The sequence below is a fragment of the Streptomyces sp. GQFP genome (genome assembly GCF_021545335.1).
In the GTDB taxonomy this organism is placed as follows: Bacteria; Actinomycetota; Actinomycetes; order Streptomycetales; family Streptomycetaceae; genus Streptomyces.
The window spans coordinates 3,745,758-3,760,574 of sequence record NZ_CP089312.1 but is presented as its reverse complement, the minus strand read 5'-3'; the positions used below and the strand labels follow the sequence as shown (position 1 = coordinate 3,760,574).

Here is a 14,817-nt window from a genome sequence, read left to right as displayed (position 1 = left end):
GCCGGGGCAAGGTCAGTCGGAGCCCGGGGCCGTCCCCGTCGCCGCCTCGGTCCCAGTCCCGGTCCCGGTCCCGGCTCCTTCCTCCGTTTCGTCCGGCAGGAACTGCTCCACCACCCTGACGAACATGTCCCGCCGGTCGGCGGGTACGCCCAGCAGGTCGGCGACCTCCTCCAGGGTGGGGCGGCGGCCGAACTCCGCGCTGGGGGCGGGGGAGGCCAAGTGGTCGCGGGGGTCGGCCAGTTCCTCGGCGGTCAGGCGGCCGGAGCGGATGAGCAGGTCGCGGACCGGTACGCCGAGTACGCGGGCCAGTCGGCGGGTGGTTTCGAGGTCGGGCATGCTCTGGCGCTGCAGCAGACGGGTCACGGCAGCCCGGTGGATGCCCGCCGCGTCCGCGATCCGTGACTTTCCGCCACCGCGCGGGCTGTCGATGTCGTAGCCGCGCTCGCGCATCAGGGCCTCGACCCATGCCGCGAACGCGTCCAGATCCTGGGTGGTCATGTCTGCTCGCTCTCTTCTGGGATGAGGCGAGCTTAGCTTGCTTGCGCGCGCAGAATTACGTGCTCTCGTGCAAGCAATGTGGAAAATCGTCGCTGTTCGGGTGGTTGCGTAGTCAGACATGATCGGAGAGTGGTCGAAATTTATTGCGAGCGCGCACGCAATCTGTAAGGTGGGGCCTTCACTTCGTACGGCTTGTTCACGCCGACAGGGAGGCTCTCTTGCCCGACGACCGCCCCACCACCCACGCCGCCCTCTGGATCAACACCCTCATCCAGCAGTTCCCGGAGCTGCCCGCCGAACTCGTTCCCGGCCGCACCTCACCGGCCCACCGCTCCTCCACCCCCGCCCCGCTGCCCGCCGGACTCGGCGCCCGGCTCCGCGAGGAACGTGAGGAGGCACTGTTTCTCCAGCAGCGGCATGGCCTCGTCGCCCCAGGCCGCAGCTCGGCCCCCCTCCGTCTGCATGTCTCCGACGCCATCCGGGACATCACCGACGGGGTGATCGAACTGGAGGAGGCCGTGTGCGAACGGCTCGGTCTGCCCCGGCCGCGCCGTTCCCCCGTGCCCGAGCGGTTGCGCCGTATCGAGGCCCTCCTGAACGACATCGCGGCCGACGCGGTCCTGACCGCGCACGTACGTGACGAGACCCGGCGCATGGCCCGCCGCTGTGCCCGCACACTGGGGGACACCGAGACCGTCGTACGAGTGTCCGGACGTTGCCCCTGGTGCGACTCCGTCTCCCTGAGGGCGTTTCCCGACCGCCGAGCCGTCCTCTGCGTCAATCCGGCGTGCCGTTGCGCCGACCCCGACTGCGGTTGCCACGACGATCCCGCCCATCGGCATACCTGGGCCGAGGGGGAGTGGGAGCGGGTCGCCGCCGCGGGCTCCGCATCGGGGGCCGGCCGATGAGTACGTCGACGAATACGCCTGTGGGCACGCCGTACGACGGACAGCCGACCCTGATCACCGGGGAGCTGGCCGCCCGGGAGACCGGCGTCGCTCCGGCCACCATCCGCAAATGGGTGCAGCTCGGCAGGCTCACCGCCGCGGGCCGGACCGGACGCGCCCTGCTGTTCCGGCTGGAGGATGTGTTCGCTGCGGAGCGTGCGACGCGGGCGGCGGCCCGGCGGTCACGGGAACGTTGAGACGCTGAAGAGGCCGAGGATGTTGGAGGGCGGTCACCCGGACGCAGGGTGACCGCCCTTAAGCCTGTCGTCCCGTCCTCAGCGCTGCTGCTGGAGGTACGGCTGGAGGTGGTGCAGCCGGGTGTGGTAGTCCGGGTGGGACGAGAGCAGCTTGCTCAGCGGGCTCTCCTCCGGCGCCACACCGCCGTTGAGCGCGGCGAGCGCCGCCGTCTGTGCCTGCTCGTCCTGGTGCAGCTTGTGGAGTACGGCGGCCAGCATCGGCGCGAAGCCGAGGGCCGCCGCGTGCTCGTCGGCGCGGAGTTCGGCGCGGCGGCCGACGGCTGCGAGCGCGTACGGCACGCCGAGGATCAGCAGGGGCAGGCCGTACAGCGTGCTGATGGTCGCCAGGGCGATGCTGCCGAGGACGAGCACGACGAAGGCGACGCCGAAGCAGGAGAAGGCGCGGGACACCTTGAAGACGATCACGGAGAGGGCGCGCAGGACCCGCCAGGCGATCCGGCCGGGCTGCGCGTACCAGTAGCCGAGGAGACCGGACCAGGCGTGGCCGCCGACGTGGTGGCCCAGCTCGTGTGCCATGACGGCGGCGAGTTCGCCGTTGGGGAGCTGGTTCATGGCGAAGCGGGTGACGCCGACGATGTGGCCAGCGGCGGCGACCGCGTTCAGGCCGTCGCTGTCCTCGACCCAGAGTTCGTAGTTGCGCCCCTCGACTCCCGCGCGGGCGGTGACCTCACGCCAGACCGGTTCGAGTTTGGCTCGTTCTTGCGGAGTGGGGTAGCGCAGATGAAGCAAACGGCGCGCGAGGGCGCTTTCGGTGGGCCGGTGGAACACGAGTGCGCCGCTCAGCAGCCAGAGGATCACGACGAGGAACGCGAGTTCCTGGAAGAAGAGGGAGAAGAGGCTGACGACGAGGAGGCTGCAGAGGAAGTTCGGGAGATAGAGGAGCAGGTTCCCCACGGCGGTGGCGTCGGTACGGCGCTGGTGGGCGGAGATGTGGACGCGCTGGCGGTCGGTGGGGATGTGGTGGGGGTGGTGCTCGGCCGGGGGTGCGGGAGTTGGCGGCGCGGGAGCGGTCGGGGGTTGCTGCGGGGGCGCGTACTGCGGGGGGACCGGCGGCTGGGCGGTGGCGGCCTGGGGGTAGGACGGCGGGGGCTGGGCGGGGGCCGCGCCCGGGTAGGCGGGGGGCGGCTGGGCCGGGTTCAGGGGCGAGCCCGGGTAGGTCGGGGGTTGGGCGGACTCGGGGTATGCGGGTGCCGGTGCCTGGGGAGCGGCGGCGGGATAGGAGGGCGGCTGGGCGGCGTCTGCGTACTGGGGTGGCTGGGCCGGGTCCGGGTACGAGGGTGGCTGGGCCAGGTCCGGGTACTGGGGTGGCTGCTGCGGGGCCTGCGCCGCCTGCGGGTACGCGGGAGCGGACTGCCCGGGGTACGGCGGCGGGGCCGAGGAGTGGGCCGCAGCCGACCCGGGGTATGCGGGCGGGGCTGACGGCTGGGCCGCTGCCTGTCCGGGGTACGTCGGCGGACTCGGGGGCCGGGGGGCGGGCTCGGGGTGTGCCCGCGGGCCCGGAGGTCGGGGGGCGGTCTCGGGGTACTGCGGCGGGAGTGGGGTCTGGGCGGTGGGCTCGGGGTAGGACGGCGGGGTCGGAGGCTGGTGGGTGGTCTCGGGGTAGGACGGCGGGGTCGGAGACTGGTGGGCGGTCTCGGGGTAGGACGGCGGGACCGGAAGCTGGTGGGCGGCGGTCTCGGGGTATGTCGGCGGGGACAGGGGCTGCTCGGCGGGCTCGGGGTACTCCGGTGGTGACGAGGGTGGCTGGGTCATGGTCTTCCTTCACGTGCGGGGACGGTGACTGAGCGGTCCGGTGTCCGGTGTGATCAGCCGATGAGCAGCGAGGTGGGGAGGAGGAGCGTGCCGGTGCAGAAGGAGATCAGGCCGGCACGGATCCACTGGTGCTTGCGTGTGGCGATACGGCTTGTCTCGGTGAGCGCCGAGGTGAGCGCGGCCGTGGGATCGCGCTGGGTGTCGGCAAGCGCCGCCTCCAACTGGCCGAGCCGTACGGCGTGTTGGATGTCGGCGAAATAGGAGAGGGGCTGGCCCGGAGTCCACGGTTCGGAGCGGTGGCGGGGCAGGACGGCGAGGAGCAGCGCGAACAGCGACAGCACCAGGGAACCGGCCCCGGCGCCCCAGACGACCGTGCCGAAGGTGCTCAGCGCGCCCGGGTTCCAGTTCCGCCCGGCGAGCAGCCCGCTGAACACACCGGCGGTCATCCCGAGCGCGGCGACCAGGACGGACGCCTTGCTGTCGGCACGGGCGATCTCGGTACGGAGGTCCGCGAGCAGGCGCTCGCAGAGCTGGGTCGGGTCGGCGGGCGTGTCCGGCGGGAGCGGCGTCGGCGTGCGGTGCGGATCGAGCGTGGTCATGCGCCGCCGCCTGCCCTGTCCTCCCCTGTTTCGTCCCCGTCGGCCGGCTCGTCCGCCGCTGCGTTCTGCTGCTCGGGGAGGGTCGGGGTGCTGCCGTAGCCGGGGGGCGGCTGCCAGGCGGGGGCTTGGGGAGCGGCGTACGGCTGCTGGTACGGCGCACCCGTCGGGCGCGTGGCCGTGGCCGGAGGCGTGTACGCGGCGGGCGGCGCTCCGGGTACATCGGCGGCGCCCGGGACGCCGTACGAGGGAGCGGCCCCGTACGGCCTGGCAGCACCCGGCATCGGGGCCTGCGCCGCAGGCGCCTGCGGGGCAGGCGGATACGGGCTAGCCGGGGGCTGCGTGCCCCAGGCGGAGGCGGCCGGCGCCTGGCCGGCCGCGACGCCCGGAGGCACCGGCGGCTGGGCGGCCTGGGCCTGCGCCGGGGTCGCGTCGCTGGGAAGTCCACCCGGGGTCCCGTACACGGAGCCGGGCTGCCCCGGGACGGGGCCCGGCTGTCCGGGTACGTGTCCTTGCGGGCCAGGGACGACCCCCGACTGCCCGGCCACCCCAGCTACCCCGGGCACCCCCTGCCCGTACCCCGCCCCGTAAGGGCCACCGTACGGATCGCCGTACGGGTCCCCGGGAGCCGCCTCCCCGCCCGGCAGCGACGGCGGGTTCTGCGGTACGCCCGGGAGGCGTTGGGTCAGGATGTCGCTCACTGTGCGCAGGGCGAGCTGCTTCGGGCCCTCCAGCTCGAACTTCTCCGCGTTGTCGCCGTGGAGAAGGTCCTTCACCAGGTCCATCTGGGCCTGGATCATGCGGAGTTGATCGTCGCGCATGCTCGTCATGACCAGGCGGGAGTCCTCCGGGTGCTGGGCCAGGTGGAGGGCCCACTGCTGGACGCCGCCCTGGGACAGGTGCCACTGGTAGTAGGCGATCTTCTCCGCCTCGATCTTCTGCAACTCCAGTTCCTGGTGGCCCTGTTGGATGGCGAGCTGGTGCTGCTGGCTGCTCTGCAGGGCCGCCTGTTCGTAGTCCCAGCGCTGTTGTTGCAGGGCCAGGTGCTGCTGCTGGGTGCCGTACGACATCGCGCGCTCGATCTGGAGGGCGTCCTGCTGACGGTTGCGGCGGTCCACCTCCACGTCGACCTCGGAGCCGCGCTCGGCCGCCCGTACCTGCTCGGTCGCCGAGTGGTCGATCGCCTGGAGGCGGCGCTGGTGGTCGATGTTCTCCTGGTCGCGGCGCAGGCGCAGGGTCCACGTGGTCTGGAGGCCCGCCGGGGCGCCCAGTGGGCCCAGGACGTTGATCGCCTGGAGGAGTTCCCCTTCGGCCGCCGCGCTCTCCGCGATCGGGAAGCGTCGGCTCACCGGCCGTGCTGCGCGCTGGAGTTCGCCGATGAGCAGGCCCGGCACGTCCCGGTGGCCGCTGCCCACGAACCGCTCCGGGTCGACGACCTGCCAGGACACGTCGACCTCGGCCGAGAACTCGAACGCGTCGTTGTCGCTGGGGAGTGTGAGCGTGCCGGAGAACGGGTGCACGCCCATGTCGACCTCGTACACCGCCGTGTAGTGGCGGGCCGCGATCTCGCTGCGCGTCGGACGGCGGGGCGGGAGGTAGGCCTCGTAGCCGCCCTTGGCGGTCGAGAAGACGAGCGCGTGGTCGATACGGACCGTCGACTTCAACGAGAGTTCGAAGCGCGACAGTTGCCGCACGGTGAGGACCGGGTCGATCAGCTGGGTGTGTCGGTCCGCGGACTGCTGCCACTCGGGCGGGCGGTGGAAGGCGGGCATCGTGCGTTGCTCCTCGGTGAGCGTGAGCGTGAGCGTGAGCGTGAGCGGTATGTGGCTTGCTAGCGGAGCGGGAGTGTCGTGAGGAGGCGGGCCGCCACCGCCGGTGGGGCCGCGCCGTCCTCGCCCGGCATCGTCCGCAGGAGGTGGCCCAGGCGCTGGTACTCCGCCTGGGTGGTGACCAGGGTCGGGAGCAGATGCGCCAGGGCCCATTCCGTGGTCGTCGAGCGGTCGGCGATCAGGACCCACTCGCGCAGTACGTCGAGGGCGTACCGGGTCGTGTTCGGATCGCCCAGCGCCGCCCGCCACAGGAACGGGACGCCCTGCGCGCCGGCCGTGCGGTCGGTGACCGACCGCACGTACCAGCCGAGGACCAGCGGATGGCCGTACCGCTCGTCGTCCTGGGTGCGGCGGCAGGCGCTGACGAAGCCGCCGATGGTCAGGTCGTGCACCGGACGGTCGTCGTCCAGGTGCGTGCGGAGTTCGGCGAGGACGGTGTCACCGGCCTCGGAGAGGAGCAACAGGGCGACGGCCTCCCGCAGTTCGTCGGCCATCTCGCGGTCGAAGGCGTCCCGGTCGCCGAGGTTGTCGTACAGACTGCGGGCCGCCGTACGCAGCGCGGCCAGGGCCTGCTCGGGGCGTTCGGGGCCGATCAGCGCGTACGCCCGTACGGCCACCCAGCGCAGCCGCCGGTCCTCGTGCCTGGACCACTCGTCGAGGATGCGCGGGATGTTCGGCGTGTCGATGAGGTGCGCGAGGGTGAGCGAGTTGACGGCCACCAGCCGGTGCCGGAAGCGGTTGGAGGTCGCCCAGGGTTCGATGACCAGGGCCATCGCCGAGGGCAGGTCCGTGCGGGCCAGGACGGCCACCGTGGACGCGGCCCGGGTGCGGACCAACGGGCGTCCGTCGTCGGCCAGTTGACGCAGCCAGCTGATCAGCGCGGGGCGCGCGGAGGGATGGCCCGTCCAGACCTCGCGCAGGAGCACTAGGGAGGCGCGGTCGTCGATGAACCGGGCCTTCTGCTGGGTCACCGGACCCCACTCGGTGTGCTCGTCGTCCTCGTACCGCTCGGCGCGCGCGAGTTGGAGCCGCTTGCCGATGTGCGTGCCGAAGACGGGGACCTCGGGGACGCCCACCGGGTTCTGCGTCTTCTGCAGGAACCGGTAGAGCAGATCGCTGAGTTCGGCGGTGAGGGCGTACGGGCCGTCGTCGAACGCGGCCAGCGCGACCAGGAACGCCTTGTCGCGCAGATGGATCGACGCCTCGTCCTCCTCGAACCACTCCTGGACCTGGTTCTCCAGGGATATGAGGGAGAACTGGGCCACGGCGTCCTCGGTGACCTCGCCCGCCGCGTGCCGGCCGAGCAGCTGGGCGAAGGCGGCGACCTCGCGCAGCTGGTGACTGCGGCTCAGGAACTCGGTCACGTCCGGGAGTTCGAGCAGTTTCCTCGCGGTCTCCTCTTCCTCGACACGGGTGCGGAGGTGTGCTGCGAGTACGTCGGCTGCGGGCGGCGCGTGCCATTCGGCGACCGGTACGTCCTCCAGTACGGCCGTGTGGCCGACGGTGACGACGAGGTATCCGTCCTGCGCGGCCAGGCGGTCGCGGGCGGCGAGGAGGTGGTGCTCGCGGAGCGGGCGGTCGCGGCGGGTGGCCAGGTCGGCGAGGACGTAGCCCCGGGGCGTTCCCTGGGGGCGTTCGCCGGTTTCCCCCGTCGCCGTGGCTCTCTCCGCCAGCGTGGCCGGGTCCGTGTCGCGGTCGAGGGTGTGTACGGGGGCCGCCCCGAGCCGGTGCAGGAGGGTCAGGGCGGCCGTACGTCTGCCGGTGAAGCGGGCGCCGGACAGGACGAGGACTCGGTCGCGGCGCAGCCGGGCGAGCAGGTCCTCGACGGTCGCCTCGGCGGCGACGAACGAGGCGGCGAGCCGGTCGAGGGTGGGCTGAGGGACCTCGCCGGAGGCGGAGGCAGCGGCGGACGGGGCGGAGAACCCGGATATCGACCACTGGTGGATCTCCGTCTTCGTGCCCATGATCACGTCGCCGGTGACCTGTCCGCCGCTGACGCCGTGCTGGTCGCCGGCGATCGCGCTGCCGCCGATGCGGGCATCGCCCCCGAAGCGCATCGTCCGGGGGCTGTGGTCGATCAGGTCGCGCCGGGCCGACCAGGCGGTCTGCGCCTGCTCGCGGTCCTCCGACCCCTCGGCGCCCTCGGTCTCCTTCGCCTCCTTGGCGGCACCGTCTCTGCCGTCCTTGCCGTCGTCGGAGGCGGCCGGGTCGTCGGCGGGCCCGGGACGGGTGGCCTCCGCCGCGTCCGGTGTGCTCACGAGCCGTCACCCCCGTTGCGGCCGCCCATGTTGACGTCCCCGGTGACCTGTCCGCCGCTGACGCCGTGCTGGTCGCCGGCCACGACGCTGCCGCCGATGCTGACGGCCCCGTTGAAGTTGAAGACGGGGCCCGGGGCGGGGCGGCTCTCGGGTGCGGGCGAGGTGCCCTGCGCGGGGACCCTCGGTTCCGGCGTCCCCTTCGTCTCTTTCGTCTCCGGTGACTGCGGGGTCTGCGGCGCCGGGCGGTCCCCCGAACCGCCCGGCGCCTCCCCCGCCCCCGTGTCACGGTGGTCCTGGTCGGCCGTGCCGGCCGGGGCCGCCTCGTATCCGCTGGGCAGCGGTCCGTGCAGCCAGGCCTTCATCGAGCCGTTCTTGGTGTCGACCCCGACCGGATGGAACTCGTCGGCCGGGATGCCGGGGTGGTTGTGCCGTACGACACCCCCGTACAGGGAGTCCGAGACGATCAGCGCGAAGTCGTGGGGGCGTTCGCGCAGGGCCGCTCGCAGCAGCTGGGCGTCCAGCAGCCGACAGGCGTTGTTCAGGTCGGTGCCGACCCAGCCGTCGTGCTCGTCCACGGCCACGTACCCGGTGGCGACGACCCCGCGCAGCCGGATCTGGGCCGAGCTGGACGCCATGCGGTTGACGGCGCGCAGCTGGGCCGGGACGTCCACGAGCAGGGCGCGCAGCAGGGCGGTGACCGGGGCGTTCGCGTCGATCAGCTCCATCACGGAGTCCCCGCGGTCGGCACGCAGGCGGCGGGTCTCGTCGATGCCGGCGCTTTCGAGCGCGCGGTCGGTGATGTCGTACAGCATGCGCCGCAGGTAGGCCTGCTCCACGTCGTCCCGGTCGCTGAACCTCTCTATGTCCAGCAGCAGGATCGTGCGGCTCACGGGGTCGGTCATGGTCGCCCTTCGACATGCGTGTGGGGGTTGCTTGCAGCAGCGTGGCGGGTGGGGACGGTGCGGTGTGAGGGCGGATGACGCAGTCGGAGTGTGTAGGGGTACACATAAGGGGGTTGGTGGCTGCGGGAGTTGAGGTGAGCGTCGTACCTGGGGGCTGCCGCCCCCAGACCCCCGCTTCGGCCTGAACGGCCTCGTCCTCAATCGCCGGACGGGCTGGAGATGCGGGCCGGCGCTGAAAGGACCCCCGCAGACACGAGCCGCCCCACCCGCAACCCACCGTCCGCCCGGCTAACCCTCGGCCGCCGCGATCCTCCGCAAAATGTCCGGCCTCCGAATAAGCAGCGCCCGCCTCCCCGTCTCCACCGCCTCCTTCTCCCGCAGTTCCCGGAGGAGCCGCTGGACCATCTCCCTCGACGCGCCCACCGAGCCCGCCAGCTCCTGCTTGCTCAGGGGGACCGAGAGTTCGATGCCCTCGGGGGTGCGGCGGCCGTGGGTGCGGGCGAGGTCGAGGAGGAGGATCGCGAAGCGTTCCCGTACGTTCATGGACGCGAACTCCAGGCGGCGGCGGTCGGCGGCCCGGGTGCGGTCGGCCGTGAGGCCCAGGAGGGCGAACGAAACAGCCGGTGAACGGCCCAGGAAGTCTTTGAAGCGTTCGTGGTCGACGGCCACCGCCCGTACCGCCTCCAGCGCGGTCACCGTGGCGGACCGGGGGCGGCCGGTGAGCGCCGCCGACTCGCCGACTATGTCGCCGGGGCCGCGCAGGGCGAGCAGGGCCTCGTAGCCGTTGGCGGCCGAGGCCGTCACCTTTGTCCAGCCCTGGACCAGGAAGAGGACGTGGGAGGAGGGCTCGCTCTGATGTATCAGGGCCACCCGGGTGGCGAAATTCAGTTCGCGGCCCAGAGACAGGAGGGCCGTGCGGTCCTCCTGTTCCAGGCGGGCCAGGAAGGGCACCCGGTCGTCCAGGCCCCCGTCGTCCAGTGAATGCGCCGCCGTCCTCATCACGCTCTGCCCCCGAATCGTCGCAGCGGACGGATCAAGGTACTGAACGGGCAAGTCCACGGGGCTGTAAAGGGCGCGAATCAGCCACCTTGGCCAGCAAGCCGTGCGTAAGGCATGCAAAGCTGCTAGAAGCAAACAAACGGTGGCTCGGGCGCCGCCCGGAGCGCGGCAGGTCGTACCGGCGTCCATTTGTTTTGACCGAAGTCGTTGAGGTAGGTACGCTCAGACCTTGTGCCTGGGGTGTGCCCTGGCCCTCGTGCGTGCCTTCGAACCGTACGGGGAGCTGTAAGCGGCCACCGCAATCTGCGCCCTTTTCGCCTTGCCGGCGGGAGTCTGCAGTATTCGACACACCCGACCGCGTGGGTCGGCGATGTTCCAGGTTAGCTTCACCATCGGCACACAGAAACCGGAGAAGTAGTGCCTACGATCCAGCAGCTGGTCCGGAAGGGCCGGCAGGACAAGGTCGAGAAGAACAAGACGCCCGCGCTTGAGGGCTCGCCCCAGCGCCGTGGCGTCTGCACGCGTGTGTTCACGACCACCCCGAAGAAGCCGAACTCGGCCCTGCGTAAGGTCGCGCGTGTGCGTCTGACCAGCGGGATCGAGGTCACGGCTTACATTCCGGGTGAGGGACACAACCTGCAGGAGCACTCCATCGTGCTCGTGCGTGGTGGCCGTGTGAAGGACCTGCCCGGTGTTCGCTACAAGATCATCCGCGGCTCCCTTGACACCCAGGGTGTCAAGAACCGCAAGCAGGCCCGCAGCCGCTACGGCGCCAAGAAGGAGAAGTAGAAAATGCCTCGTAAGGGCCCCGCCCCGAAGCGCCCGGTCATCATCGACCCGGTCTACGGTTCTCCTCTTGTCACCTCCCTGATCAACAAGGTGCTGCTGAACGGCAAGCGCTCCACCGCCGAGCGCATCGTGTACGGCGCCATGGAGGGCCTGCGCGAGAAGACCAGCAACGACCCGGTCATCACGCTGAAGCGCGCGCTGGAGAACATCAAGCCGACCCTCGAGGTCAAGTCCCGCCGTGTCGGTGGTGCGACGTACCAGGTTCCGATCGAGGTCAAGCCCGGTCGCGCCAACACGCTCGCGCTGCGCTGGCTGGTCGGTTACTCCCGCGCCCGTCGCGAGAAGACCATGACCGAGCGTCTGCTCAACGAGCTGCTCGACGCCTCGAACGGCCTCGGTGCGGCCGTGAAGAAGCGCGAGGACACCCACAAGATGGCCGAGTCCAACAAGGCCTTCGCGCACTACCGCTGGTAGTCGCAGCCCCCATCGAGACCGAGAGAAGACCGAAGCCTTATGGCTACCACTTCACTTGACCTGGCCAGGGTCCGCAACATCGGGATCATGGCTCACATCGACGCGGGTAAGACGACCACCACAGAGCGGATCCTCTTCTACACCGGCGTCAGCTACAAGATCGGTGAAGTCCACGACGGCGCCGCCACCATGGACTGGATGGAGCAGGAGCAGGAGCGTGGCATCACGATCACCTCTGCTGCCACCACCTGTCACTGGCCGCTTGAGGACAACGACTACACGATCAACATCATCGACACCCCCGGGCACGTCGACTTCACGGTCGAGGTGGAGCGTTCGCTCCGCGTCCTCGACGGTGCCGTCACCGTGTTCGACGGCGTCGCGGGTGTCGAGCCGCAGTCCGAGACGGTGTGGCGTCAGGCCGACCGTTACGGCGTGCCGCGCATCTGCTTCGTCAACAAGCTCGACCGGACCGGCGCGGAGTTCCACCGCTGCGTCGACATGATCCGGGACCGCCTCGGTGCGGTGCCGCTGATCATGCAGCTTCCGATCGGTGCCGAGATGGACTTCAAGGGCGTTGTGGACCTGGTCCGCATGAAGGCGCTCGTGTGGTCCGCCGAGGCCGCCAAGGGCGAGATGTACGACGTCGTCGACATCCCGGCCACGCACGTCGAGGCTGCCGAGGAGTACCGCGGCAAGCTCGTCGAGGCCGTCGCCGAGAACGACGACGAGATCATGGAGCTGTTCCTGGAGGGCCAGGAGCCCACCGAGGAGCAGCTGTACGCCGCGATCCGTCGCATCACCATCGCGTCCGGCAAGTCCACCGGCGTCACGGTCACCCCGGTGTTCTGTGGCACCGCGTTCAAGAACAAGGGCGTCCAGCCCCTGCTCGACGCGGTCGTGCGCTACCTGCCGACCCCGCTCGACGTCGAGGCCATCGAAGGTCACGACGTGAAGGACCCCGAGCAGGTCGTCAAGCGCAAGCCGTCCGTGGACGAGCCGCTGTCCGCGCTCGCGTTCAAGATCATGAGCGACCCGCACCTCGGCAAGCTCACGTTCGTACGCATCTACTCCGGACGCCTGGAGACCGGCACCGCGGTGCTGAACTCCGTCAAGGGCAAGAAGGAGCGCATCGGCAAGATCTACCGTATGCACGCGAACAAGCGTGAGGAGATCGAGGCGGTGGGCGCCGGTGACATCGTCGCCGTGATGGGTCTGAAGCAGACCACGACCGGTGAGACGCTGTGCGACGACAAGGCCCCGGTGATCCTGGAGTCCATGGACTTCCCGGCGCCGGTCATCCAGGTCGCCATCGAGCCCAAGTCCAAGGGTGACCAGGAGAAGCTGGGTGTCGCCATCCAGCGTCTCGCGGAGGAGGACCCCTCCTTCCACGTTCACTCGGACGAGGAGACGGGCCAGACCATCCTCGGCGGTATGGGCGAACTGCACCTTGAGGTGCTGGTCGACCGTATGAAGCGCGAGTTCAGGGTCGAGGCCAACGTCGGCAAGCCGCAGGTCGCGTACCGCGAGACGATCCGCAAGGCCGTCGAGCGTCACGACTACACGCACAAGAAGCAGACCGGTGGTACCGGTCAGTTCGCCAAGGTGCAGATCGCGATCGAGCCGATCGTGGACGGCGACGCCGCGTACGAGTTCGTGAACAAGGTCACCGGTGGCCGTATCCCGCGGGAGTACATCCCGTCGGTGGACGCCGGTGCGCAGGAGGCCATGCAGTTCGGCATCCTGGCCGGCTACGAGATGACTGGCGTCCGCGTCATCCTTCTCGACGGCGGCTACCACGAGGTCGACTCCTCCGAACTGGCGTTCAAGATCGCCGGCTCGCAGGCCTTCAAGGAGGCCGCGCGCAAGGCCAGCCCCGTGCTCCTGGAGCCGATGATGGCCGTAGAGGTCACCACGCCCGAGGACTACATGGGTGAGGTCATCGGCGACATCAACTCCCGCCGTGGTCAGATCCAGGCCATGGAGGAGCGTGCCGGTGCCCGCGTCGTGAAGGGCCTCGTGCCCCTCTCGGAGATGTTCGGCTACGTCGGTGACCTCCGCAGCAAGACCTCGGGTCGCGCAAGCTACTCGATGCAGTTCGACTCCTACGCCGAGGTTCCCCGGAACGTCGCCGAGGAGATCATCGCGAAGGCCAAGGGCGAGTAACACACACCGTTTACACGCTTTAGGCTTGACACCGACCGCCGGGGCTCACCCGGGAGGGCAGAGCCCGGCGGGCGGCATCCCAGCAAAGATCACCTGGCGCCGATGAGTAAGGCGTACCAGAACCACTCCGCAGGAGGACCCCAGTGGCGAAGGCAAAGTTCGAGCGGACTAAGCCGCACGTCAACATCGGCACCATCGGTCACATCGACCACGGTAAGACGACCCTCACGGCCGCCATTACCAAGGTGCTGCACGACAAGTACCCCGACCTGAACGAGGCCTCGGCCTTCGACCAGATCGACAAGGCTCCGGAAGAGCGCCAGCGCGGTATCACCATCTCCATCGCGCACGTCGAGTACCAGACGGAGGGTCGTCACTACGCCCACGTCGACTGCCCGGGTCACGCGGACTACATCAAGAACATGATCACCGGTGCCGCCCAGATGGACGGTGCGATCCTGGTCGTGGCCGCCACCGACGGCCCGATGCCGCAGACCAAGGAGCACGTGCTCCTGGCCCGCCAGGTCGGCGTGCCGTACATCGTCGTCGCCCTGAACAAGGCCGACATGGTGGACGACGAGGAGATCCTGGAGCTCGTCGAGCTCGAGGTCCGTGAGCTCCTCTCCGAGTACGAGTTCCCGGGCGACGACCTGCCGGTCGTCAAGGTCTCGGCGCTCAAGGCGCTCGAGGGCGACGCCGAGTGGGGTCAGTCGGTTCTCGACCTCATGGCCGCCGTCGACGAGGCGATCCCGACCCCCGAGCGTGACGTCGACAAGCCGTTCCTCATGCCCGTCGAGGACGTCTTCACGATCACCGGTCGCGGTACGGTCGTCACCGGCCGTATCGAGCGTGGTGTCCTGAAGGTCAACGAGACCGTTGACATCATCGGCATCAAGCAGGAGAAGACCACCACCACGGTCACCGGCATCGAGATGTTCCGCAAGCTGCTCGACGAGGGCCAGGCGGGCGAGAACGTCGGTCTGCTCCTCCGTGGCATCAAGCGCGAGGACGTCGAGCGCGGCCAGGTCATCATCAAGCCCGGCTCGGTCACCCCGCACACCTCGTTCGAGGCGCAGGCCTACATCCTGTCCAAGGACGAGGGCGGCCGTCACACGCCGTTCTTCAACAACTACCGCCCCCAGTTCTACTTCCGCACCACGGACGTGACCGGCGTCGTGACCCTCCCCGAGGGCACCGAGATGGTCATGCCGGGCGACAACACCGAGATGAGCGTCGAGCTCATCCAGCCCATCGCCATGGAAGAGGGCCTGAAGTTCGCCATCCGTGAGGGTGGCCGGACCGTGGGCGCCGGCCAGGTCATCAAGATCAACAAGTAAGTCTTGTTGGCTT

The 14,817-nt window shown here is 70.0% G+C and carries 13 protein-coding genes; 6 read left to right on the top strand and 7 right to left on the bottom strand.

What is annotated here, in order from left to right; translation table 11 throughout:
- Positions 1-12 precede the first annotated feature (12 nt).
- Entirely contained in the window at positions 13-498 is a 486-nt protein-coding gene (locus LUX31_RS16455) for a helix-turn-helix domain-containing protein (protein ID WP_235475534.1), read from the bottom strand.
- Positions 499-716: 218 nt separating this feature from the next.
- On the opposite strand from LUX31_RS16455, the gene LUX31_RS16450 reads away from it, so the two are divergent.
- Positions 717-1,406 (top strand): hypothetical protein, encoded by a 690-nt coding sequence (locus LUX31_RS16450; RefSeq protein WP_235475533.1) that lies wholly within the window; start codon positions 717-719, stop codon positions 1,404-1,406.
- Entirely contained in the window at positions 1,403-1,642 is a 240-nt protein-coding gene (locus tag LUX31_RS16445) for a helix-turn-helix domain-containing protein (RefSeq protein WP_235475532.1), read from the top strand. Before LUX31_RS16450 ends, LUX31_RS16445 begins: the two co-directional genes overlap by 4 nt.
- Before the next feature lie 78 nt (positions 1,643-1,720).
- Here LUX31_RS16445 and LUX31_RS37475 read toward each other — a convergent pair whose 3' ends face one another.
- The 6 genes from LUX31_RS37475 to LUX31_RS16415 all read right to left on the bottom strand — a co-directional run bounded on the left by LUX31_RS37475 (position 1,721) and on the right by LUX31_RS16415 (position 10,038).
- The gene (locus LUX31_RS37475) at positions 1,721-3,454 is read right to left on the bottom strand and encodes a M48 family metalloprotease (protein ID WP_268828167.1); all 1,734 of its coding nucleotides are present in this window, start codon (positions 3,452-3,454) and stop codon (positions 1,721-1,723) included.
- Positions 3,455-3,507: 53 nt separating this feature from the next.
- Positions 3,508-4,053: a Pycsar system effector family protein gene (locus LUX31_RS16435; protein WP_235475531.1), complete on the bottom strand. Its 546-nt coding sequence runs from the start codon at positions 4,051-4,053 to the stop codon at positions 3,508-3,510.
- Positions 4,050-5,822, bottom strand: coding sequence for a hypothetical protein (locus LUX31_RS16430; RefSeq protein ID WP_235480201.1), 1,773 nt, complete (start codon positions 5,820-5,822; stop codon positions 4,050-4,052). The genes LUX31_RS16435 and LUX31_RS16430 overlap by 4 nt, the downstream gene beginning before the upstream one ends.
- A 59-nt stretch (positions 5,823-5,881) precedes the next feature.
- Positions 5,882-8,137: a hypothetical protein gene (locus LUX31_RS16425; RefSeq protein ID WP_235475530.1), complete on the bottom strand. Its 2,256-nt coding sequence runs from the start codon at positions 8,135-8,137 to the stop codon at positions 5,882-5,884.
- The gene (locus tag LUX31_RS16420; RefSeq protein ID WP_235475529.1) at positions 8,134-9,039 is read right to left on the bottom strand and encodes a hypothetical protein; all 906 of its coding nucleotides are present in this window, start codon (positions 9,037-9,039) and stop codon (positions 8,134-8,136) included. The genes LUX31_RS16425 and LUX31_RS16420 overlap by 4 nt, the downstream gene beginning before the upstream one ends.
- Positions 9,040-9,327: 288 nt before the next feature.
- Positions 9,328-10,038: a Crp/Fnr family transcriptional regulator gene (locus tag LUX31_RS16415; protein WP_235475528.1), complete on the bottom strand. Its 711-nt coding sequence runs from the start codon at positions 10,036-10,038 to the stop codon at positions 9,328-9,330.
- 417 nt (positions 10,039-10,455) lie between these two features.
- Between LUX31_RS16415 and rpsL the strand changes: the two genes are divergently transcribed.
- From rpsL to tuf, 4 genes are all read left to right on the top strand, one after another.
- Positions 10,456-10,827 carry a 30S ribosomal protein S12 gene (gene rpsL, locus LUX31_RS16410; protein WP_003948652.1) on the top strand — a complete coding sequence of 124 codons (372 nt, stop codon included), beginning with the start codon at positions 10,456-10,458 and terminating at the stop codon, positions 10,825-10,827.
- 3 nt (positions 10,828-10,830) lie between these two features.
- Positions 10,831-11,301, top strand: a complete 471-nt coding sequence (gene rpsG / locus LUX31_RS16405) for a 30S ribosomal protein S7 (protein ID WP_005481264.1) — start codon at positions 10,831-10,833, stop codon at positions 11,299-11,301.
- Between the two features lie 39 nt (positions 11,302-11,340).
- Positions 11,341-13,467 carry an elongation factor G gene (gene fusA / locus LUX31_RS16400; RefSeq protein WP_235475527.1) on the top strand — a complete coding sequence of 709 codons (2,127 nt, stop codon included), beginning with the start codon at positions 11,341-11,343 and terminating at the stop codon, positions 13,465-13,467.
- A gap of 143 nt (positions 13,468-13,610) precedes the next feature.
- Positions 13,611-14,804 (top strand): elongation factor Tu, encoded by a 1,194-nt coding sequence (gene tuf, locus LUX31_RS16395; protein WP_235475526.1) that lies wholly within the window; start codon positions 13,611-13,613, stop codon positions 14,802-14,804.
- The last annotated feature ends 13 nt before the right edge of the window (positions 14,805-14,817 follow it).